Genomic DNA, 22,307 nt, shown 5'->3' with positions numbered 1-22,307 from the left:
AAAGCAGATGGCAACCGAAGTAACAGTCCCCGTCCTGGGCGAATCGATCACCGAGGCGACGCTCGGCGAATGGCTCAAGCAGCCCGGCGACAAGGTCGCGGTGGATGAGCCGATTGCGAGCCTCGAGACCGACAAGGTCTCCGTCGAAGTGCCGTCGCCCGTCGCCGGCGTGATGGGCGCGCATGCCGTGCAGGTCGGCGATACGGTGCTGGTCGGCGCGATGATCGCGACTATCGATGCCGGGGACGGTTCGCCAGCCGTCGCCGCGGCGCCGCAGCCCGCGGTGACGGAATCGCCCAAGCCGGCCGAACCCGCTCCTGCCGCGACGGCTGGTCAGCAGGCGCCCGCCGCTCCGTTTGCCTCCGATGACGGCCCCGCCGCGCTCAGCCCCTCGGTACGCCGCGCCGTGCTGGAATTCGGTGTCGATCCGGCGACCGTCAGGGGCACGGGCAAGGATGGTCGCATCACCAAGGAAGACGTGACCGCCGCCGCCTCGGCCAAGCCTGCCGCTGCCCCGACCGCTTCGGCCGAGCCGGCGGTTGCGCCGTCCGTCGCCGCCGCTTCGGGTCGCAAGGAAGAGCGCGTGCGCATGACGCGCCTGCGCCAGACGATCGCCAAGCGCCTGAAGGAAGCGCAGAACACCGCCGCGATGCTGACGACGTTCAACGACGTCGACATGACCGCGGTGATCGAGGCGCGCGCCAAGTACAAGGATCTGTTCGAGAAGAAGCACGGTGTGCGGCTCGGCTTCATGGGCTTCTTCGCCAAGGCCGCTTGCATGGCGTTGAAGGATATCCCGAGCGTCAACGCCTCGATCGAGGGCGACGAGATCGTCTATCACGATTACGCCGACATCTCGGTCGCCGTGTCCGGTGCGGGCGGGCTGGTCGTGCCGGTGATCCGCGATGCCGACCAGATGTCGGTCGCGCAGATCGAACGCACGATCGGTGATTTCGGCAAGCGCGCCAAGGACGGCACGCTGAAGATGGACGAGATGAAGGGCGGCACCTTCACGATCTCCAACGGCGGCGTGTTCGGTTCGCTGATGTCGACGCCGATCATCAACCCGCCGCAGAGTGCCGTACTCGGACTGCACCGCATTGAGGACCGCGCGGTGGTGGTGGACGGCCAGATCGTGATCCGTCCGATGATGTACCTCGCGCTCAGTTACGATCACCGCCTGATCGACGGTCGCGAGGCCGTGACGTTCCTGGTCGCACTGAAGAATGCGATCGAGGATCCGACGCGGATTTTGATCGACCTTTAAACAACCAATCTTGTGCTCCTGCGAACGCAGGAGCCCAGGATCGCAAGCGCTACATTGCTTGGCTCTGGATTCCTGAGTTCGCAGGAAAACCAAACGGGAGATGACCTACGAAAGCAGGCTGCGTCTACCTCATGGCAAGCAAGCGCAACGGCACGTTGTATCTCGGCGTGACAAGCGATCTGCCCGGACGCGCCTACCAACATCGCAATCTGCTGGTCGAAGGCTTTTCTAAGGAACACGGCTGCACGCTACTTGTATGGTATGCCGCCTATGACGATTTGCAGGAGGCGCGATACCGCGAACTGCAAATGAAGAAATGGAAGCGGGCCTGGAAGATCGATCTGATCGAGCAGGATAATCCGCGTTGGAAGGATTTGTACGAGACGTTGTTCTGAGGCGTGCAGTTTTCCTGCGAATGCAGGAAGCCAAAGCCACAAGCGATGTCTTCGGTTACCCTGGGCTCCTGCGTTCGCAGGAGTACGATGGAGTTGAAGATGGCTGAATACGACTATGACGTTCTGGTGATCGGCTCCGGCCCCGGCGGTTACGTCGCCGCCATCCGCGCCGCGCAGCTCGGCCTGCGCACGGCGTGCGTCGAGAGCCGCGAAACGCTGGGCGGGACGTGCCTCAACGTCGGCTGCATTCCCTCCAAGGCGATGCTGCACGCGTCCGAACTGTTCGATCATGCCGCCAACGGCACGATGGCCAAGCTCGGCATCAAGGTGACGCCGGAACTCGATCTGCCCACGATGCATGGCCAGCGCCTCGACGCGGTCAAGCAACTGACCGGCGGCATCGCGTTCCTGTTCAAGAAGAACAAGGTCGAGTGGATCAAGGGCCGCGGCGCGTTCGTCGATGCGCACACGGTTCAGGTGGGTGACAAGACGGTCACCGCAAAGGACATCGTCATCGCCACCGGATCGTCGGTCACCCCGCTGCCCGGCGTCGAGATCGACCAGAAGATCGTGGTGGATTCGACCGGCGCGCTGGAACTGGACAAGGTGCCCGGCCACATGGTCGTCATCGGCGGCGGCGTGATTGGCCTCGAACTTGGCAGCGTATGGCGCCGCCTGGGTGCGAAGGTGACGTGCGTCGAATTCCTCGACCAGATCCTGCCCGGCTTCGATGGCGAGATCCGCAAGGAATCGAACAAGATCTTCAAGAAGCAGGGGATCGAGTTCAAGCTGTCGACCAAGGTGACCGGCGTGGCCGTGAACGGCGAGAAGGCGACCTTGACGCTGGAACCCGCCGCCGGTGGCGAGGCGACCACGCTCGAAGCGGACGTCGTTCTGGTCTCGATCGGCCGTCGCCCCAACACTGATGGTCTTGCGCTCGAGAAGGCCGGGCTCGCCACCAACCAGCGCGGGCAGATCGAGATCGATCACGAATTCCGCACTTCGGTCGACGGCGTGTGGGCGATCGGCGACGTCGTTCCCGGCCCGATGCTGGCGCACAAGGCCGAGGATGAGGGCATCGCGGTGGCCGAAAACATCGCCGGCCTGACCGGCATCGTGAACCACGATATCATCCCGAGCGTCGTCTATACCTGGCCCGAAATCGCCGGTGTCGGCCTTACCGAGGAAGCGGCCAAGGAAAAGGGCGAGGTGAAGGTCGGCAAGTTCCCGATGGCCGGCAACAGCCGCGCCAAGACCAATCACGAGCCGGACGGCTTCGTGAAGGTCATCTCGGATGCCAAGACCGACCGGGTACTCGGCGCATGGATCATCGCCGTGCCCGCCGGCACGATGATCGCGCAGGTCGCCCAAGCCATGGAGTTCGGTGCGACGAGCGAGGACATCGCCTATACCTGTCACGCGCATCCGACGCACAGCGAGGCGATCAAGGAAGCTGCGATGGCGGTGCGGGGCAAGGCCATACATATCTGATCGCGCCGAGCTTTAGCTAAGCTAAAGCGCGGCTTTATGCGATCAGATCGGCCGGCGGCGCTTCAGCGCCGACCGACGGCGCGGGCTTTGCCCGCGGCGCTGCCACGAGTGTTGACCTTCCGGGGTGCCATCACCCTCCGTTTATGTTGAGCCTGTCGAAGCACATGCTCAAACGCACCCCCGCACGGTCTCAAGGCAAAGGGGGCAGGGGGCTGCTCTCGCCAACCTCGCGTGCCAGCGCCCCCAATCGCGCCGCCAGGAAATCCAGCACCACGCGCACGCGCGGCGTGTGCCGCAGCCGTTCGTGCGTGAGCAGCCACAGCCCGCGCTCCTCGCCACGCATCGGTCGCAGACAGCGCAGCAGATCGGGATCGTTGTCCGCCGCGATGCACGGCAGCACCGCCAGCCCGAACCCGGAGCGCACCGCCGCCAGCAGGCCGGTCGCCGAACTGTTGTGCATCGCCACGCCGCCCTCCAGCCCGTTCGCCACCAGCCAAGCGCGGTACAGCTCCCACAGATGCCCTTCGCCGCCGCCGATCAGCGGATGTCCGGCCAGTTCGCTGCGTCGCGTCGGGTGGCCGTGTTCGGCGGCATAGGCGCGGCTGCAATAGAGCGTCCACGAATCGTCGGCGATGCGCCGCCCGACCAACCCGCCGCCGGCCGGCCGCACTGCGTTTCGGAGCGCGATATCCGCCGCGCCGCTCGCCAGATCGCGGATCGTTTCGCTGGTATCCAGATCGATCCGGATCGCCGGATAGGCGGCGTGCAGATCGCGCAGGATCGGCGTCAGGATCGTTACCGCATGGATTTCCTGACACGTCACGCGCACCGTGCCGCTCACCTCGCGCCCCTGCGCGGCGGCGGCATCGGTCAGCGCGTGTACGGATCGCTCCACTGCTTGCGCTTGCGGCAACAGATCGGCCCCGGCTTCCGTCAGTCGATATCCCGCCGGGCTGCGCTCGAATAGGGTCAGCCCCAGCGCTTCCTCCAGCGCCGCCACCCGCCGTGCCGTCGTCGTCTGGCTGACACGCAACATGCGGCCGGCGGCGAGTGTGCTGCCGCTTTCCGCCACGGCCAGGAAATGGCGCAGGTCGTTCCAGTCGATCATCCGTGCATTCTGCACTTTTGCATAACGGCAGCGCAACATCGTTGTTCGTCAAACCGGCTGAGCGGCCCTATCTGAACATCACGCACCGGTGCCGAATCTCACCCATTCGGAGATATGACATGAAGATCGCTTTCACGCTGGCGGCTCTGGCTGCCGCAACCCTCGTCACGCCCGCTTTCGGCCAGGAAATCGCGCCGGCAACGCGGAGCCAGATCGTCCACCATGCCGATCTCGATCTGCGCCGTGCGGCCGATATCCGCCGGCTCGATCGCCGCATCGGCATCGCGGTGCGCGCCGCGTGTGGTACGGCATCCGATCTCGATCTGGCGGGCCAGAATGAAGTGACGCGCTGCCGAAAGGACACGGACGCAATGCTTTCCGCCCGGCGCGCACAGGCGATCGCTGCGGTGAAAGGCAATGCGAGCGTAGCGCTGGCGGAGGTTCAGGCCCGGCCATGAGGGCGTCGCGGGAGGAAAAGTATTGCTGCTACATTTCGCGACATTAAATCCCTTGAACCGCGAAAACCGCTCTCCTATATCGGTCTCACAAGGCTCGTGTCCCCCCCTTTCGCGGGCCTTGCGGTACGCTTTCAGCGTACCTCCTCCCTGAACCTTGGCCACCTCGTGCTTCATGCGCGAGGTGGTTTTTTTTGGTCATTCCGCCGCCAGGGTCGCGGGCAGCGCGAGCGCCTCGTCGGCCAGTGCATCGATCATGCGGCGCAGCAACTTCGCCATCGCTTCCAGCCCCGGCCCGGGCACATCGCGTGCCTCGTCCAGATACAGTGCGCGGTCGAATTCTAGTTGCACCGCATGCACCCCCTTGCCCGGCGCGCCATGCCGATCGAGGATATGGCCGCCGGCATAGGGCGTGTTCATTGCGCAGGTCAGCCCGGCTCCGCGCGCCTCGCCTTCTAGCCGATGGACGAACCGCCCGCCGGCCGATTGTCCGAACCGGTCCCCCAATACGATCTGCGCGCCGCTCGCCAGCGACGGCATCGAATGCACGTCGAGCAACACCGCCACGCCGAATCGGGCTCGTGCCGCCGACAGCGCGGCACCCAGCGCGGCATGATAGGGGCGATGATCCCCGGCGATGCGCGCCATAACCTCCTCGCCATCCAGCTTGCGCCGCCAGATCTCGCCCGCGCTGGCGATGCGCCTCGGGATCAGCCCCAGTCCGCCGCGCACCTTGGTCGATTGCAGGCCCAGCGCGCGCCGGTCCGCGCCGCCGTCGATATGCGGATCGCGCTCGTTCTCGGCGCGGTTGAGATCGATCCAGGCGCGCGCGCGGCATTGCACCAGCATCGTCTCGCTGCCGATGGCCGCCAGCGCCAGCGTATCGATATGCCGGTCCTCCAGCGGGCGCAGCGCCTCCACCGGCACGCGTAGCGCCGCGCGCAACGCCAGCGGATAGTCCCGCCCGCCATGCGGCACGGACAGGATCACCGGGCTGGCCGGTTCGGTCGCGCCGTAAAGGTCGAAAGAGGCGGGGGGATGCATGTGCATTCAGCCTATGCCCACGGCGGTCCGGCTGCAAATCCTTACGTTGCGGCTGGAATTTCTTAAGGGCTTTGCGCATAAGACAGGCACACGAAAAACCGGGTGTCGCATTACATGATCAGGATCCTGCTGGCCGAAGATGACCGCGTGATGCGCGAATATCTGACGCGTGCGCTCGAACGCTCCGGCTATGCGGTGAGCGCGGTGGATCGCGGCACGGCGGCGATTCCTCTGCTCGAGACCGAGCATTTCGATCTGCTGCTCACCGATATCGTCATGCCCGAGATGGACGGCATCGAACTGGCGCAGAAGGCCGGTGAGATGGTGCCCGATTTGCGCGTGATGTTCATCACCGGATTCGCCGCCGTGACGCTGAAGGCCGGCAAGCAGATGCCGCAGGCACGCGTGCTCTCCAAGCCGTTCCACCTGCGCGATCTGGTGCTGGAGGTGGACCGCATGTTCGAAACGGAGAGCGCAACCGGCGGGCTTTAGGAGGGGTTGACGATAAATGCGCAGGGAGGCGAGTAACCGCCTTGCGTCCCCGCCAAACCCCGGCTAGAGGCACCCTCCTCGTGGGCGTGTAGCTCAGTGGTAGAGCACTGTGTTGACATCGCAGGGGTCGCAAGTTCAATCCTTGCCACGCCCACCATAAAAACCCCGCAATCTGAAAAGGTTGCGGGGTTTTTTAATGCCCACCGTCCGTCACTTCGCCGAAGTGCTCCGGTGTCGCTCCGGTGAACCCGTGAAACGTAGGGGGAACGAAGCGTGTCCAGGGCTGAGGCCGGGAGAGCTGGTGCACCAGCGGTTAGGCCACAGGAGAACGGCAACCACGGCCGCTCCCACTCAGCGATCCTGCTGTTTGTCCGCTCGAAGGTGCATTCTGCCTTGACGTTGCTGATCTCGGCGGGAGGTTCATTGTTATCGTTGAGCGTGGTAGCCGCCCGGCGTTTCGCTCGAGCAGGCCGGTCGCGGGTATCACCTAATGGGGGGATGCATCTGCACGGCTTCGCATGCAAGACACGGTCGCGACCCAAGCGCAGGATGGAAAGCCCTGCGTGAACTAAGCACCCGGCCGCTGGTCTGAAGGCCGGGTGTTTCTTTTCGGCGTCCCGGCCCAGCTTGTCGCTCCTATTCGGGGTCATGTGCTGGGCCGCAGCGGCGGCCTTGATCATCACGGGCGGTTTCTTCCGTGCGGTGGCAGCAATCGGTGCATGTGATCAGTGGTTCGCTAACAAGCCGTTGTCCGGCGGTTTCCGGTATATGCAGACATGTCTCAGTTTAGCCGTTCCAGCGGCACTGCGAGCCGACTACGCGATGTTGAAAGAATGTCTGAAGGCGCGAAGGGGAGAAGGCGCTGGTGATGGCGGCTAGTGGGTTGGATTGGTCTTCCATACCCCGACCGGAACCCGGCGCTTGATTTGCGCTCGCCTCGTTCAGGTTGAAACGCAGTCCATTGTTCAAGAGACGGAGTGATCATGTTGCAGTTCGCCCTGATCGTTGCGTTGGTGGCGCCAGTTTCGACGCATGAGGAGTAGGCCGAACCTAGCCGTCGTGCCAAATTGACCGCCGTTGACCATGGTCTGCACGACCGACGGTTTTGATCTTGCGACTAGAATTGTTTTGTCGATGGGCGCTTCTCGCGCCGGGGACGGCCATCTAGAATCGCATGCGGAAATGAGAACCAGCAGGGCTAAGGTCGGCGCGCTACGACGATTTACATGCGTAAAGGACACCACGGGGTTCTCCGAAACTTGAATTGATCAACGACGCAGCGATCCCTCGCCGTGGTCTGCAGTCCGCCCCAGAAATCAGTGCATCGCCAAGATCGCATCACCGGCTACTAGAACACACATTTCATAAGACCGGCCAGTCGGTATCTTAGCTTTTAGGGTTGGTCAATGACTCTCATGTGGATGAGATAATTGACCACTAGCCGCCTAAAAGATACCTACGAGCCGGTTCGATCACCGTTCTACGCGGAGTGCCGAACCACATTGGCGGCCTGCAGACTTGGTAGCCCAACAGTTGGGATCGAAAATGAGCACACCGAGCGCTTACGAGCGGAAGAAGGAACCGGAGAAGGTACGCCGGGCCTTGCTGGATGCGGCAGGAGAACTGGTCTCCGAAAATGGGCTCGCGAATGTCACTTTAGACGCCGTGGCCAAGGAGGCAGGAGTGACGAAGGGCGGCCTTTTTCACCACTTCGCGTCAAAGCAGTTGCTCTTTCACGGCATGTTCGCAGACATCATCGACTATTTCGATGCCCTGATCGAGGGCCATATGGCACGTGATCCGATCGAACATGGCCGCTTCACCCGTGCCTACATCGAAGGGGTCTTTGTCGATCATCGATTAGGCGGGGAGGCGCCTTCCGCCCGGTTGTGCATATCCATGCTAGCTGATCCGGAACTCCAGCAGATGTGGAGTTCGTGGCTCGCTGCGCGGATCGAGCGCCACTTCGCGACCGACGGTGATGAATTTTGTGAGATGGCACGTTTGGCGGCCGATGGCGTGTGGCTGGCCGTGATCGCTCCGCCGGCCAAGTCACCGGTGGACTTTGAGAGGGCACGAAAGTCAATGCTCCGGCTTACCATTGAAGGCGCCCGGGTATAAGAGTGGACGTCCGGTTGTGGTGGGGAGCCGCCTGTCCGCTTTGGACTGTCAACTGCGGTAAACGGACCTTGGTTCATATGAAGGGGAGCGGGATTTGCCCACCGACGCGCTGTCTCGTATATTTCCTCTCCATCGCTACAGGTGCACAATGGTTTGTGATCGCCGCTGAGACTTGGCCTTGCTATTAGATAATTTTGGCTTTCTGACCAAAACGAGGTTGTCTTGAGCGGATTCGATACTCTTGAAGCGCGTCTGCGCCCCAACCGCCGTGGCGCGCTCAGGAAGATCAGCGAGCGGATCGCCGCGGTTGAGCGATTGCGTCCGTGGCTTGTCGTAACAGGTGTACTAGGGGCATTTGTTGCTGCTTTTGCCAAGGTCTTCACCGGCACAACGGGGATTGTGCTGGCCATCGCCGGGGCGGCAATTGCAGCCTTTGGCGGCGGTTTTGTAGCGTTGCTTGACTATCGCAAACTTGAACTCGGCACATACCTGATTGAGGCTGAGGCGATTGCGGAGGACGCCATCTCGCAGGGACGGGCGCTGGAGGCTGAACGCGATGCTACCCGTACCGAAGGCGAAACGCTAGACCGGCGCCGTATCGCGTACAGGCAAGCCAGCAACTTGATGCGAGAAGCGGCTGAACAATCAATGCTCGCTGACGTTGCGACGCTGACCAGTGCAGCTGATTTTATGCTGAAAAGCGCCGTGGTGCCGATCGGCGCTGCAATTGGCTTTGAGATGGAAGAACGCTGGGCGATTTCGATCTTTCAGGTTCAGGGTGAGGGAGAGGCCTCGGTTTTGCGTCGCGTTGCCGGCCTAAGGGCAGATCGGCTTGCCGAGCAGGCACAGGCCCGTGAGTGGCGTCTCAACGAAGGTCTGGTTGGTGTGGCATGGCATACCGGCCGTGATGGCATCATCGAAGATTATCGCGATCCGCAAGTGGCTATCGATTATCCGGTCCCGGACGAGCAGCGTCGAGGATATGATCCGGACCGCTACCGTTCGATGGCGGCCATCCCTATCCGGGTTGGACCCGAGCAAGCAATTTGGGGCGTTATAGCGGCGTCAAGCGACCGCACCGGCCGTTTCCGTCGCGACCCGGGGAACGACAAGGTTCAGGCAGTCGATACGGTGCGTATAATCGGACGAAGTACGGCGCTCTTGGCAGCTGCTTTCCGGCTTCGTGACAGGCTGTAGGCTTTACCGAATTATGTTTATATGAGAACCATGCCTGACAAGGAGCCAGCGATGAAGATTGGAATGGAGCCCGATCCCGTGGAGGATCTGGAGCGTGAGCTGGAACGCGCCGTTGCTACGGCGGCAAAGGTCCAGTTTGGTGGCCAAGGTGATATCGGCGAGGCAATGGCGAAGGTGCATCAGCTTTCACGCCGTCGCCTTGAATGGACCGTACAGGATGTCCTTCTACGAGCATAATTGACCCACAGCTGGGGCTCGGGTGGAGAACGGACCGGCCGCTTTGGAGGGAAGCACGAGTTAGCCGACACTCGTTGTCGAGCGTCTGGGATTAAAGCTACGCGCCCTAATGCTGGGGATGAGCGTGCCGTTGACCGCAGTTCCCTTTTGAGACTTGGATGGGCTTGGTGACTGGAATGCTGGGTCACCTGTTTGTGGCACCGGTGCGCGTCTCCAAATCTATTTCGCACTGTTTTAGTAAGGTCTTATTATGCCGCTGGCTTCGGTCTAAGATGTGCCTATGGTTGGACCTTGGCGATATCAGTTATTGGGCAGGATGGTTGATCGAATCTGGGGTGGGCACGTGACGGGTGACGATATCGGAACGTTTTACGCCCCGCGGCGGCAATGACGACTTCCCGCACGACCTTCCAGACCAGGGCTCGCACGATCGACCACCTGGGGCGTGGACAGATCGCCGACTGTCCGACGGCCGTTAGCGAACTCTGGAAAAACGCCTACGACGCGTACGCCGATGCAGTATCGCTCCATGTCTATGACGGTCCGCCCGCCATCGGAGCGATCTTCGACGACGGCGTAGGCATGTCCCGTGAGGACTTTCTCGAACGGTGGCTTGTTGTCGGGACCGACTCAAAGATCAGGGACCGCGATGATCGGGACGACGTCCCACGGGGGAAGGCGCCACGTCCTAGGCAAGGCGAAAAGGGCATCGGCCGGCTTTCGGCTGCGTTCCTCGCTCCCGTGACCTTGATCCTCTCAAAGCGGACCGGCAGCGACTTTGCGGCGGTAATGGTCGATTGGCGCCTATTCGAAAACCCTTACCTCGCACTCGATGACATCGCGGTTGCGGTGGAGTCTTTTCCTTCCAAGGGGGCGATCCTCGACGCATTGCCGGCGATGCGCGAGACGCTGACGTCGAACGTCAGTCCGGCGCAAGACGATCCGCGACGGGATCGCTTGATTGCGGCCTGGTCGCGCTTCGATGAATACGAGCGCACCGCGGGGCTGTCTGAAACTACGTCCGAGCGGATACGTTCGTCCGCGAACGCTCTTCCCACGGAGCGTCATCTTCAGGACTGGCAAGTCTTCGTAGGAACGCGGGAGAGTGGAACCGCGATCCTGCTGCTGGACGTGCACCGCGAACTTGCGGTGCAGGTCGAAACTTCGGCCGCGGACGACGACCCGGAGGTCGAAGCGGTCCGGCTCGATCTCGTCAAGACGCTCACGGGCTTCACCGATCCCTACGCCGAGATCAGAGAGCCATTCGATTACGACGTCATCGTTCATCAGGGCGGGCGACGCAAATCCATCGTCCGCGCGGCGGATGTCTTCGGGCTGGAGGAGTTCCGGTCGCTAGAGCACTCCATCGAGGGGGGCTTCGACGAGCTTGGAGTGTTTCGCGGCAAGTTGCGGGTGTTCGGCAAGGACCGCGGCGAGATCACGCACGTGCCGCGTCGCCCGCCGCCGCGAGCGGGCCGCGAACGGTTGGGGCCGTTCCTATTCTGCATCGGAACGTTCGAGCAGGATGCGGATGCCACCACGCAGGGCAAGGCCGTGCACGCGACGTTGCTGTCAAAAGCCGAAGACTATGGCGGGGTCTACGTCTACCGCGACAACCTGCGCATCATGCCGTACGGAAATCCGGAAGCGGATCTTTACGGCATTGAGGAACGTCGTTCCCGGCATGCGGGGCGCTATTTCTGGGCGCATCGGCGGAGCTTTGGTCGCACCGCCTTCACTCGCGGCGAAAATCCAAACTTGCGGGATAAGGCGGGGCGGGAAGGCCTCGTCGACAATCGGGCATTCCGCGAACTCAGGATCCTGGTCGAGGATCTGCTTGTAACGGTGGGTAAGCGCTACTTCGGATCGGACTCCAATCTTCGGCTGGGAGAGCTGCCGGAGATCAAGGAGCGCAACAGGTCGGCGATGGATGCTGCCAAGAAGGCATCGCGCGTCCGGTCTTCGACCTTCAGGACCTTCCTACGTGAGAATACCGAACCGGTCCGGACGGCGGTGGTCAGAACCGCCGAACTGCGCCAACGTCTGATGGCTGCGGTGAGCGAGGAGGATGCTGGGGAGGTCGCCCTCGTGTCGGAAGCGCTCGATGCGATCCGTGAAGACAGCGATAGACTCAGGATCCCTCAGGTCCCAGCGAAGCTCGGGGACCAGGAGGCCGCTTATCGTCGGTACCGGGACGATTATCGCGCGCTGCGGGCGGCGATCGATTCAGTCGGTGGCGATCTGTCGACGGCGATCGAGACGATGAGAGTGGAGGCCCCGGAGGAGGTCGCCAATCGCAGATTGCAGAGCAACCAGTCGCGCCTAAGCGCGAGGGTCGATAGGTTCCGCAAGACGATCGACAGCCAGATCTCGGACTTGCGGGAGAAGTGGCGGTCGCAGGCTGAGGCGGACTTCAAGCAATACTATCTCCGGGCTAGCCCGCTGCTCCAGGATCTTGATCGTGGGGTCCGGTTGGCTTCCGTCCTCAACGGGCTCGATGCTGTCTCCGCGCAGCTCGAGGAGGACTTCACGGCGCGGTATGAGCCTTTCCTCAGAGCGCTCGAGCAGCTCCGCGACGACATCGATCTGGAAGGCGCACTGGCGGTCACCGAAAACGAACGGACGCAGCTCGACCGGCGCGTCAATGATTTCAACGTGCTCGCCCAGATGGGGATCGCGATCGAGATCATCGGACACGAGTTGGACACGATGGATGCCGAGGTTCGCCGGAACCTGAACCGTATGCCCGAGGATGTGCGCAAGAGCGATGCATTCCGGTTGTCCCAAGCCACACCATTCCGCGGCGCTACAGGTTGGTCGGGGCCGATGAATGAATGTCGGAAGTTGGGAAGGCAAAAAGGCGCGGAGAATGGCGACTTCTGGGTCGTTCCGGATATGGCGGATTTAACACGAGGGATTGCGGCTCGGCCAGATCGCTTTGACTAGGCCGTATGGCGAGACCGCAAATAAAGTCGTCCTGAAGCAACTAGTAAGCCGCGCAAGATCGTATGTTGATGACCGGATGCTTCAGGAAGTGCCCAAATCCTCAGGTGGTGGGCCAGTGAAACGAGTCGATTGCGCGGTAGCAAACCTAAGGGTAGTTTCGAAAGCGGGTCGCCCAAGAATCGAGTCTTCAATTCGTTTATGGGGGATTATAATGAATCGCTTCAACGTCGCTTTAAGCTGCTTGACACTCGTTGCCTCCGTGCCGGCGCATGCTGCCGGCCAGATCGATGGGACGTGGAAGGCTGATACTGCAACCGCCAAACTATCGACAAAACCTGACATTTTCGTCGTCAAGGACGGCGTTTACGACTGCACCTCGTGCACACCACCGTACAAGATTGTTGCCGATGGTCAGCCTAACCCTGTGGCTGGTCGCGACTATTGGGACGCAGCCGCTGTTACCATTTTGGATGCAAGCACGTTGGAGTGGAAGCGTTATCGTAAGGGCGTGCTAGTCGGCACCACGAAGGTTACGGCGTCAAGTGACGGACGCATGCTAACCTATACGTCGGTCTCGGCAGACAACGCATCAGGCAAAGCAACGACCAGCATCAGTATGTCCAAGCGTGTCGGGGCGGCACCAGTTGGCGGGCATGCCGCCAGCGGATCTTGGGTAGCTATCAATGATGGCGCTCAGATCGCAGAAGAGAACCTAACTGCAACAATCACCACGTCGGGCAAAGCCGTCACGCTGACGCTCGGTACGGGCGAGCACTACACCGCCGAATTAGGCGGACCGAAGGTGGCTTTCGTTGGGGACAAGGCAAATGCGATGGTCGCTTTGACCAAGGCTGGCGGGGGCTTTGTCGAGACCGATTATATCGGTGGCAAAGCTGTTGGAACCTATACTTATATGCCGTTGAATGCCACGACCATGATATTGAAGGCTGTAAACTTGAAGGCTGGGACCACCGACGAGTTTACGCTTAGGAAGCAATAGCTACTTGCGGGAGAAGCGCGAGAAACCAAGTGCTGCGCCGCGGGTTCAGACTGGTCGAAAGGGCGGTGGCTCGCCGCCGACCCAACATTATCTCACGGGCCGGCGCCTCAAGCGTCGGCCCAATCCCCGGCCTCCCGAATTGTCGCGACATCGGCGATCAACCAATCTCATCAGAAATTTCGACAACGCCGGCTCCCGATCCCGCATTGTTCCACCGTCGGCGGGCAACTCACCGTTCGCGTCTCGATCTGCGCGCTCTCCGGGACAAGCCGGGCTCGATCAGCGATTGCTCATCACGTTGTACCGCCGGAGTCAATCAATGGGCCTGAAACGGCGCTTTCCTCTTCTACTCCCCTAATGAATGAGCGTCCGGTTCGCGGGACGAGCCAAAGTGTCGTGAACGTCGGCTTTTGGGTCCTTGCGGTCGGAAACCGTCGGGCGGCTTGCGACCCAAAGGCGGTCGTAGCCGAGGCACGTTGCCTATGTCGGGAGCGGACATTTTGAAACGGGGTTCTGACACACGCAAACCCTTGGACGTCAGTTGTAGGTTTGGCAGTGTCATAACCGACCGGTTGTGACACCGGTCCTACGGTTTTCGTACTAGGCAGTCCCGATATATCCTCTATGCTGGATATATGGAAAACGAATCTGCTATCGCGGCGCTGGGAGCACTTGCGCAGGGTACGCGCCTCGACGTGTTCCGGCTGCTGGTACGACACGAACCGGACGGCTTGGCTGCCGGCGAGATCGCCCGCCAGCTCGACGTGCCGCAAAACACCATGTCCGCACACCTCGGCATTCTCGCGCGCGCCGGCATCGTGCGCTCGGAACGGCATAGCCGGTCTATCATCTACCGAGCCGATCTGGACGGGCTGCGCGCGCTGACGCTGTTCCTCGTCAAGGATTGCTGCGCCGGCTCGCCTGAACTGTGCGCGCCGCTCCTGGCCGAACTCACCCCCTGCTGCTGAAAGGACGCCCCGTGGCCGTCGATATCGTGATCTATCACAACCCCGAGTGCGGCACGTCGCGCAACACGCTGGCGATGATCCGCAATGCCGGCATCGAGCCGCAAGTCATCGAATATCTGAAGACGCCGCCCTCGCGCGCGCTGCTGGTCGAGCTGATCGATCGCGCCGGGATCACACCCCGCGATCTGCTGCGTGAGAAGGGCACGCCTTATGCGGAGCTGGGCCTGAGCGTCACGTCGCTGTCCGACGACGCGCTGGTGGATGCGATGGTGGCGCATCCGGTCCTCATCAACCGACCGCTGGTCGTCTCGCCGCTCGGCGTGAAGCTGTGCCGACCTTCCGAAGCGGTCCTCGATCTGCTGCCCGAGCCGCAACAGGGCGCGTTTGCCAAGGAAGACGGCGAAAAGGTCGTGGATGCCTCGGGTCAGCGCATCGCCTGATGCTGCTCGCGCTCGCTATCTTCGTCGCCACGATCGCGCTCGTCGTCTGGCAACCCAAAGGGTTGGGCATTGGTTGGAGCGCACTGGGGGGAGCGGTGATCGCCCTGCTCGTCGGGGTCGTCTCGCTCTCCGACGTGCCGGTAGTGTGGGGTATCATCTGGAACGCGACCGCGACGTTCGTCGCGATCATCATCGTCAGCCTGTTGCTTGATGAAGCCGGGTTCTTCGAATGGGCGGCGCTCCATGTCGCGCGCTGGGGCCGGGGGCATGGTCGCCGGCTGTTCGTGCTGATCGTGATGCTCGGCGCGGCTGTGTCGGCGCTGTTCGCCAATGATGGCGCAGCGCTGATCCTGACGCCGATCGTAATCGCGATGCTGCGCGCGCTGGGATACAAGGACAAGGCGACGCTGGCGTTCGTCATGGCTGCCGGATTCATTGCCGATACCGCCAGTCTGCCGCTGATCGTCTCCAACCTCGTCAACATCGTGTCGGCCGACTTCTTCCGGATCGGCTTTGCCGATTATGCCTCGGTGATGGTGCCGGTCGATCTGGCGTCGATCGCCGCGACGCTGATCGCGCTGCTACTGTTCTTCCGCCGTGACATACCGGCGAATTACGATGTGGCGCAGCTCCGCACGCCCAGTGATGCGATCCGCGACCATGCCACGTTCAAGGCAGGCTGGGTCGTTCTTGCCCTGCTGCTCGCCGGCTTCTTTCTGCTCGAACCCCTCGGCGTGCCGGTCAGCGCCGTGGCCGCTACCGGCGCGGTCCTCCTGCTCATCATCGCCGCGCGCGGACACGTTATCCAGACCCGCAAGGTGCTGGCCGGCGCACCGTGGCAGGTCGTGATCTTCTCGCTCGGCATGTACCTGGTCGTCTACGGCCTGCGGAATGCTGGCCTGACCGACCACCTAGCCGGCCTGCTCGATCGTACCGCGCAAGGCGGTGTGTGGGGTGCAGCGTTCGGGACCGGGATTATCGCCGCGCTGCTGTCGTCGGTGATGAACAACATGCCGACCGTCCTGGTGGGGGCGCTGTCGATCGACGCGACCCACGCCACGGGCGCGATCAAGGAAGCGATGATCTACGCCAACGTGATCGGTTGCGACCTCGGGCCGAAGATCACGCCGATCGGCTCGCTCGCGACGCTGCTCTGGCTGCACGTCCTCGGGCAAAAGGGCATCCGGATCGGCTGGGGCTATTACTTCAAGGTCGGCGCAACGCTGACGATTCCGGTGCTGTTGGTAACACTCGCCGCGCTCGCCATAAGGCTCAGTCTGTAATGCCGCTCCGCACGCTCTCCGATCCTGACCATCTGCCCGCGCTCGATCGCCGCTATGCGCTCGACCGTCCCGCCTTCGGGTTGGGGGCCGGTGATCCTCCCCCGCGCATCCTGCTGCTCTACGGATCGCTGCGCGAGCGATCCTTTTCGCGCCTGTGCGTCGAGGAAGCGGCCCGCCTGCTGCAATTCTTCGGCTGCGAGACGCGCATTTTTGACCCCGCCACGCTGCCGCTGCCCGATCAGGTAACGGGGGACGATCACCCCGCCGTCCACGAGCTGCGCGAACTATCGATATGGTCGGAGGGGCATGTATGGTGCAGCCCTGAGCGGCACGGCCAGATTACCGGCATCATGAAGTTGCAAGTCGATCATCTGCCCCTGTCGATGGGCGGAATGCGACCGACGCAGGGGCGAACGCTCGCCGTCATGCAGGTGTCGGCCGGATCGCAGTCGTTCAACAGCGTCAACACGCTGCGCGTGCTGGGCCGTTGGATGCGGATGGTCACGATCCCGAACCAGTCGTCGGTCGCCAAGGCGTTCAACGAGTTCGACGATGCCGGCCGGATGAAACCGTCCAGCTACTACGACCGGATCATCGATGTAATGGAAGAACTGGTGCGCTTCACGATCCTGCTGCGACCGCACACCGCGCAGCTTGTTGATCGCTACTCCGAACGAAAGGAAGCCGGAGTGCCGATCGACCCCACAACCGATCTGTCGAGCATCGCAATGGATCGGGTATAGTGTCACAATCGAACGATTGTGACACCTTTATAGGTCGGGGCGGAATGTCCAAGTGACACCGCCGACCTGTACGGGTAGTCGGCTTCCGTGCAAACCATCCGGCATCTTCTGGCGCAACGCCATCTTGCCGTATTGATCTGCGCGGCGACATTGCTGCTGAAGCTGCTGGTGCCGACTGGCTATATGATCGACAACGATCACGGACGGATCGCCATCACCATCTGCTCGGGCACTACGCCGGCGACGATGATGATGGGGATGCCGGGAATGCACGGCGACTTGGCCGATCACGGCAAATCAAAGGATCACGGCAAGGCAGAGATGCCCTGCGCCTTTTCCGGCCTGTCAGCCGCCATGACCGGTGCCATCGATCCGATCCAGCTCGCTGCGTTGATCGCGTTTGTCCTTGCGGTCGGGCTGTCGCCGATCGTCCTGCCTACACCGGCACGACGGACCTATCTGCGCCCGCCGCTGCGGGGACCGCCCGCCTTCCTCTGACCGATCGCCGCCGCCCCAAGCGGGCGGCCCACGCATCTTAAGGTCCGGCACCGGCGCGTGCCGTGCCGGTCGAAGGCATATCCATGATCCGATCTTACCTGCTTGCGGGGGTGTGCTTGTCATGCCTCCCGCTGGCTTCACTCGCATCCGCCCAGGAAGCGTCACCCGACCGAACCCCCACAACGGCTGTCTCCCAGCCTCAGGACGCCGCAAGCGGTCAAGGCGGCGACATCATCGTCACCGCGCTCAAACGCTCGCAGGCGCTTCAGGACGTCCTGGCAAGCGTCACCACCTTGTCCGCCGACCTGCTCCGCCATCTCAATGCACAGGACTTCGCGCGCGTTGCGGACTCGGTGCCGGGCGTCGCCTTTGCGACCACCGGTCCCGGAAACTCGCAATACATCATCCGCGGGATCGGCGGGGTGGGCTTCGTCCAGTCGCCGACGACAGGCGTCTATCTCGACGAAACACCCCTCCAGACGCGGGCGCTACGCGGCTTCTCGCAGCCCGACCCCCAGCTCTTCGACGTTGCGCGCGTCGAGGTACTGCGCGGACCGCAGGGCGTGCTGTTCGGATCGTCGAACATGGGCGGCCTGGTCCGTATCATCACCAACCAGCCCGACGCATCCAAGGTCGCTGCGCTGGGGCAGGCGAGCGTCGCGAGTGTGACCGATGGCGGGACAAGCTGGAACGCGAAGGCCATGCTCAACCTGCCGATCGTTGCCGATACGCTGGCGTTGCGCGTCTCCGGTGGTATCGACCGCCAAGGCGGTTGGATCGACGATCTACGGCCGACCACGGAAAACCTCACCGAGAACGCCGGAACGTCGGCGGTGCGCAAGGACGTCAACTGGACGCGCACCAGTACGGTCCGGGGCGCGCTCCGCTGGAACGCCACGCCGACGCTTACGATCACGCCGTCCCTCGTCTGGCAGGACAGCTACAGCAACGCCGACCGGCCCCATAGCGACGTGACATTCGGAAAGCGGGCGCGGCTGAAGGCGCGCTATGCGGACACGTTCGCGAAAGACGAGTTCGTCATCGGCTCGCTGCTGATCGAGAACAAGTTCGACATGCTGGGCGGTTTCACCCTGTCGTCCAACTCTTCCTACCTTGATCGACGCAATCGGCTGTCATTCGACGTCACCGCGTTCGACTCCCCGATCATCGAGGACATCGTCGGCCCCGGGCCAGGGGGCAAGCTCTTCCCGACCCCCCTAGTGGACTTCGGGCGCACGAAGCAATTCACGCAAGAGATCCGGGCGGTGTCGGACGGCTCCGGTCGCCTGCAATATGTCGTCGGCGCCTACTACCGCGACCTGCATCAGGATTCCGGCCGGACCATCACTGTCGCCGACCTGTTCGGCGTCACGGCACCGCTGCCGCTCGGCGCTAGCAATCCGCCCGTCATCCAGGACACTACGGTGCGCTTCCACGAGAGCGAGATCGCGGCATTCGGCGAGCTGACCTATGCCGTCCTGCCGAAGGTGAAGGTGGCGGCCGGCGCTCGCGTCTTCTCCTACCGTCAGCGCGAAGCGAGCCGGCGTTACGGTATCGGCGGTGTCGCGGGCGGCGATCTCGCCTACGACTATGACGAGCGCAACCGCGAGCACGGCGTTACACCACGCTTTACGTTGAGTTACGAACCGAGCCGCGCCGCGACCCTCTATGCCAGCTACTCGCAGGGCTTCCGCACCGGCGGCGTCAACGCACCGATCACCGACGATATCTGCTCGGCTGCCGAACGCCGTACTGCCGGCATTCCCGATGTGCCGCCCCCTTATGATAGCGATCGAACCGACAACTACGAGGTGGGTGCGAAGACCAGCCTATGGGGCGGGCGGCTGCGGATCAACGCCGCGGCCTATGCGATCGAATGGAAGGATTATCAGCAGGCGTTCCAGACCGCGTGCGGGATCAACAACGCAACGACCATCTCGTTCACGGTCAATGCCGGCCGGGTCCGCAGTCGGGGCGGCGAGCTAGAAGTTTCCCTCTCGCCTGTTCATGGGCTCGATCTGTCCGCAGGCGGGGCGTTCATCGATGCGACCTACCGCAACGCCGTCCCCAACCTCTTGCTGCCGGCTGGGTCGCGCGTGCTCGACGTGCCGCGCTGGACGTGGAACGCGCGGGGCAATTACGACGTCACGCTCGGACGGGGGCTGACGGGCAATCTGTTCGCCGCGGCGCGCCATGTCGGCGCAACCAACAGCGGCTTCGGCGAAGGCGAGGTATTGCCGCGTCCGGCCTACACGCTGGTGGATGCGACCGCCGGCATCAGGCGTGGCGGCATCGCGATCGACCTGTTCGTCACCAATCTGTTCGACGTCGTGCCGGTCTATGGCCAGGAGTTCACGACCTCGCCGGGCAACACGACCGCGACCAGCTACTTCTCCTACCTCGTCGGCCCGCCACGAACCGTTGGCATTCGCGTGAGTAAGGCATTGTGATGAGCAAGACTTCAGCATTCGTCCGCCGGTCGGGCCGGACTCTCGTGCTCGCCGCTTTGGTGCCAATGGCTGGGATAGCGCACGCACAGCAGCACTCCTTGCCTGCTGAGGCAGGAGACGAGACAGCGCCGAGCTGGACAGGTGGCGATATCGTCGTCACGGGCCAACGGGATACCTACACTGCGCCGGATACCAACGCGGCTACCCGTACCGACACGCCTCTGGTTCAGGTGCCTCAATCGGTCCAGGTGCTGACACGCACGCTGATCCAAGAACAGGACCGCCGCACGCTGGGCGACGCGCTAGTCAACGTCTCGGGCGTGACCCCAACGCGATCGGACGAGGTGCTTTTCATCCCCCCGATCGTGCGCGGTTTCCCTGCCGAGGTGTACCTTGATGGCTTGTCGGTGTTCGCCGGCAACCAGCAGGCTTACGATCCCAACAGTCTGGTCGGGATCGAGCGGATCGACGTCCTCAAGGGTCCGACCGCGACACTGTACGGCGGGGGCATCGGGACACCGCTCGGCGGGGTCATCAACCTCGAAACCGCACGGCCGAACGACAAGGCGGGCGGCTACCTGGCGATGCGCGCCGGCAGCTTCTCGACCTGGAACCCCTATGGCGACATCAACGTGCCGCTGGCTGACGGAATCGCCGCCCGGATCGCTGGCGAGTACCAGAGCAACGATAGCTGGATCGACAAAGTGCACGGGCGGCGCTGGTCGATCCAGCCCAGCGTCTCGTTCCGGATCGATCCCGCGACAGACTTGCTGCTCCAAGGGCAGTTCAGCCGTCGCAGCAATCTCGAATATTCCGGCCTTCCCGCCGATGCGGCGCTGGCCGGCACGATCGATCGCAACGCCTTTCCAGGCTCGCCGATCGATCAACCGCTGACGACCAACGACATCCGCATGGGGCAGGGGACGCTGCGCCACGCCTTCTCCGACCGCCTGAAACTGACAGTCAGCGGGCGCTATTATTCGAGCAAAATCGATGAACAGGGCAGCTTCGTCTATCCCGGCCTCTTCCCAACCGGGACGACCGCACCGCTGTACGACGTCTTTCCGATCACGATGCGCAATCGCACGAAAGAGGCGACCGTCGATGCCAATCTGGCCGGCGACGTCGATCTGCTCGGCGGGACGCACAAGCTCCTTATCGGCGTCAATTACGACTGGACCAGCTTCTACAGTGCGATGGGCCTGTTCGTCAGCGACTCCCCCTCGGGCACGATCGATCTGTCGAATCCCAGCTACGATCTGCGCTACACGCCCCAGCTACCGGTCAATTCCTACACCGACGACCGCTTCACGACGTTCGCCGGCTATATCCAGGATCAGGCGACCTACGGCAGCCTGCATCTGACCGGCGGGCTGCGTGTAACCTCGCTCAAGTTTGTCGAAAACAGCAATATCGGCGTCGCTAACGACAAGGCCTACACGCACGTATCGCCCCGGGTCGGCGCGACCTTCGACGTGGCAAAGGGTGTCGCGTTGTTTGCAGGGTATGCGACCGCGTTCCGCGCGCCCTTCGGCTTCATCGGAACGCAGACGCCGGTGCCGGAGACCTCCAGCAACATCGAAGGCGGCGTAAAGCTCGCGCTCGCCGGCACCGGCCTTTCCGGCACGATCGCCGTATTCCGGCAGACACACGACAATGTCGTCACCGCCGATCCGGCCAACATCGGTTTCTATGTCCAGAGCGGTCGGCAACGCGCGCGCGGTGTCGAGGTCGATATGGTATGGGAGCCGACGCCGGCCTTCTCGCTCCTTGCCAATTACGCCTATACCGACACCCGCGACGACGGCGTAGCACCCGGCGACAGGCTCATCCGCGTGCCCAAAAGCAGCGGACGTGTGGCGGCCCGCTATCGAGTGCTGCATGGACCCGCAAAGGGTCTGTCGTTCGGGGCCGGCGTCAGCGCCTTCACCGCGCGCGAGCTGACACTGCCGAACACGATCGCGGTGCCCGGCTATGCCGCGATCGACGCGCAGGCATCCTATGACATCGGCAGGTTCACCCTCGGCGCGTCCGTGGTCAACCTTGGTGGGCGGCGAGCCTTCGATCCTTATTCCTACCTCGGCTATCCGGTTGTCGCGCCCAACCAGCCCCGATCGGCCTATGTCACGCTGAAGGTGCGGATATGAGCTTGGCGCGCCTCGTATGGCGCTC

The 22,307-nt window shown here is 62.8% G+C and carries 18 protein-coding genes, 1 tRNA gene and 1 pseudogene; 18 read left to right on the top strand and 2 right to left on the bottom strand.

What is annotated here, in order from left to right; all coding sequences use genetic code 11:
- Positions 1 to 7: 7 nt before the first annotated feature.
- From odhB to lpdA, 3 genes and pseudogenes are all read left to right on the top strand, one after another.
- Positions 8 to 1,267 (top strand): 2-oxoglutarate dehydrogenase complex dihydrolipoyllysine-residue succinyltransferase, encoded by a 1,260-nt coding sequence (odhB, locus tag U1738_RS05830; RefSeq protein ID WP_332788062.1) that lies wholly within the window; start codon positions 8 to 10, stop codon positions 1,265 to 1,267.
- 122 nt (positions 1,268 to 1,389) lie between these two features.
- Positions 1,390 to 1,662 (top strand): annotated as a pseudogene (locus U1738_RS05825) (GIY-YIG nuclease family protein); the annotation flags it as partial.
- Positions 1,663 to 1,761: 99 nt separating this feature from the next.
- A complete protein-coding gene (lpdA, locus tag U1738_RS05820) occupies positions 1,762 to 3,153 on the top strand; it encodes a dihydrolipoyl dehydrogenase (RefSeq protein WP_332788061.1) in 1,392 nt (463 codons plus the stop codon).
- A gap of 190 nt (positions 3,154 to 3,343) precedes the next feature.
- Here the strand turns inward: lpdA and U1738_RS05815 are convergent, their stop codons facing one another.
- Complete coding sequence (locus tag U1738_RS05815; protein ID WP_332788060.1) at positions 3,344 to 4,261, bottom strand: LysR family transcriptional regulator; 918 nt, start codon at positions 4,259 to 4,261, stop codon at positions 3,344 to 3,346.
- A 119-nt stretch (positions 4,262 to 4,380) separates the two neighbouring features.
- Here U1738_RS05815 and U1738_RS05810 point away from each other — a divergent pair, with 119 nt between their 5' ends.
- Positions 4,381 to 4,719: a UrcA family protein gene (locus U1738_RS05810; protein WP_332788059.1), complete on the top strand. Its 339-nt coding sequence runs from the start codon at positions 4,381 to 4,383 to the stop codon at positions 4,717 to 4,719.
- Positions 4,720 to 4,914: 195 nt separating this feature from the next.
- Here U1738_RS05810 and U1738_RS05805 read toward each other — a convergent pair whose 3' ends face one another.
- A complete protein-coding gene (locus tag U1738_RS05805) occupies positions 4,915 to 5,760 on the bottom strand; it encodes an N-formylglutamate amidohydrolase (protein WP_332788058.1) in 846 nt (281 codons plus the stop codon).
- Between the two features lie 114 nt (positions 5,761 to 5,874).
- On the opposite strand from U1738_RS05805, the gene cpdR reads away from it, so the two are divergent.
- From cpdR to U1738_RS05735, 14 genes are all read left to right on the top strand, one after another.
- Positions 5,875 to 6,252 carry a cell cycle two-component system response regulator CpdR gene (cpdR, locus tag U1738_RS05800; protein WP_055780516.1) on the top strand — a complete coding sequence of 126 codons (378 nt, stop codon included), beginning with the start codon at positions 5,875 to 5,877 and terminating at the stop codon, positions 6,250 to 6,252.
- 82 nt (positions 6,253 to 6,334) lie between these two features.
- A tRNA-Val gene (locus tag U1738_RS05795) sits at positions 6,335 to 6,409 on the top strand.
- A 1,388-nt stretch (positions 6,410 to 7,797) separates the two neighbouring features.
- Complete coding sequence (locus tag U1738_RS05790; protein WP_332788057.1) at positions 7,798 to 8,373, top strand: TetR/AcrR family transcriptional regulator; 576 nt, start codon at positions 7,798 to 7,800, stop codon at positions 8,371 to 8,373.
- 222 nt (positions 8,374 to 8,595) lie between these two features.
- Positions 8,596 to 9,570 (top strand): GAF domain-containing protein, encoded by a 975-nt coding sequence (locus U1738_RS05785; protein ID WP_332788056.1) that lies wholly within the window; start codon positions 8,596 to 8,598, stop codon positions 9,568 to 9,570.
- 51 nt (positions 9,571 to 9,621) lie between these two features.
- Complete coding sequence (locus U1738_RS05780; RefSeq protein WP_332788055.1) at positions 9,622 to 9,807, top strand: hypothetical protein; 186 nt, start codon at positions 9,622 to 9,624, stop codon at positions 9,805 to 9,807.
- A 387-nt stretch (positions 9,808 to 10,194) separates the two neighbouring features.
- Complete coding sequence (locus tag U1738_RS05775) at positions 10,195 to 12,753, top strand: ATP-binding protein (RefSeq protein ID WP_332788054.1); 2,559 nt, start codon at positions 10,195 to 10,197, stop codon at positions 12,751 to 12,753.
- Positions 12,754 to 12,964: 211 nt separating this feature from the next.
- A complete protein-coding gene (locus U1738_RS05770; protein ID WP_332788053.1) occupies positions 12,965 to 13,753 on the top strand; it encodes a hypothetical protein in 789 nt (262 codons plus the stop codon).
- A 635-nt stretch (positions 13,754 to 14,388) separates the two neighbouring features.
- Positions 14,389 to 14,721 (top strand): ArsR/SmtB family transcription factor, encoded by a 333-nt coding sequence (locus tag U1738_RS05765; protein ID WP_271206625.1) that lies wholly within the window; start codon positions 14,389 to 14,391, stop codon positions 14,719 to 14,721.
- 11 nt (positions 14,722 to 14,732) lie between these two features.
- Positions 14,733 to 15,161: an arsenate reductase (glutaredoxin) gene (gene arsC, locus U1738_RS05760; RefSeq protein WP_332788052.1), complete on the top strand. Its 429-nt coding sequence runs from the start codon at positions 14,733 to 14,735 to the stop codon at positions 15,159 to 15,161.
- The gene (locus U1738_RS05755) at positions 15,161 to 16,444 is read left to right on the top strand and encodes an arsenic transporter (RefSeq protein ID WP_332788051.1); all 1,284 of its coding nucleotides are present in this window, start codon (positions 15,161 to 15,163) and stop codon (positions 16,442 to 16,444) included. Before arsC ends, U1738_RS05755 begins: the two co-directional genes overlap by 1 nt.
- Positions 16,444 to 17,187, top strand: a complete 744-nt coding sequence (gene arsH / locus U1738_RS05750; protein WP_332788050.1) for an arsenical resistance protein ArsH — start codon at positions 16,444 to 16,446, stop codon at positions 17,185 to 17,187. The genes U1738_RS05755 and arsH overlap by 1 nt, the downstream gene beginning before the upstream one ends.
- A gap of 87 nt (positions 17,188 to 17,274) precedes the next feature.
- Complete coding sequence (locus U1738_RS05745) at positions 17,275 to 17,685, top strand: DUF2946 family protein (protein ID WP_332788049.1); 411 nt, start codon at positions 17,275 to 17,277, stop codon at positions 17,683 to 17,685.
- Between the two features lie 83 nt (positions 17,686 to 17,768).
- Positions 17,769 to 20,135 (top strand): TonB-dependent receptor, encoded by a 2,367-nt coding sequence (locus tag U1738_RS05740; RefSeq protein ID WP_332788048.1) that lies wholly within the window; start codon positions 17,769 to 17,771, stop codon positions 20,133 to 20,135.
- Positions 20,135 to 22,282, top strand: coding sequence for a TonB-dependent siderophore receptor (locus tag U1738_RS05735; RefSeq protein WP_332788047.1), 2,148 nt, complete (start codon positions 20,135 to 20,137; stop codon positions 22,280 to 22,282). The genes U1738_RS05740 and U1738_RS05735 overlap by 1 nt, the downstream gene beginning before the upstream one ends.
- The last annotated feature ends 25 nt before the right edge of the window (positions 22,283 to 22,307 follow it).

Source organism: Parasphingomonas caseinilytica, assembly GCF_036663755.1.
Classification (GTDB): domain Bacteria; phylum Pseudomonadota; class Alphaproteobacteria; order Sphingomonadales; family Sphingomonadaceae; genus Sphingomonas.
The sequence above is the reverse complement of the archived record's forward strand: the minus strand, read 5'-3'. Positions and strand labels throughout refer to the sequence as shown.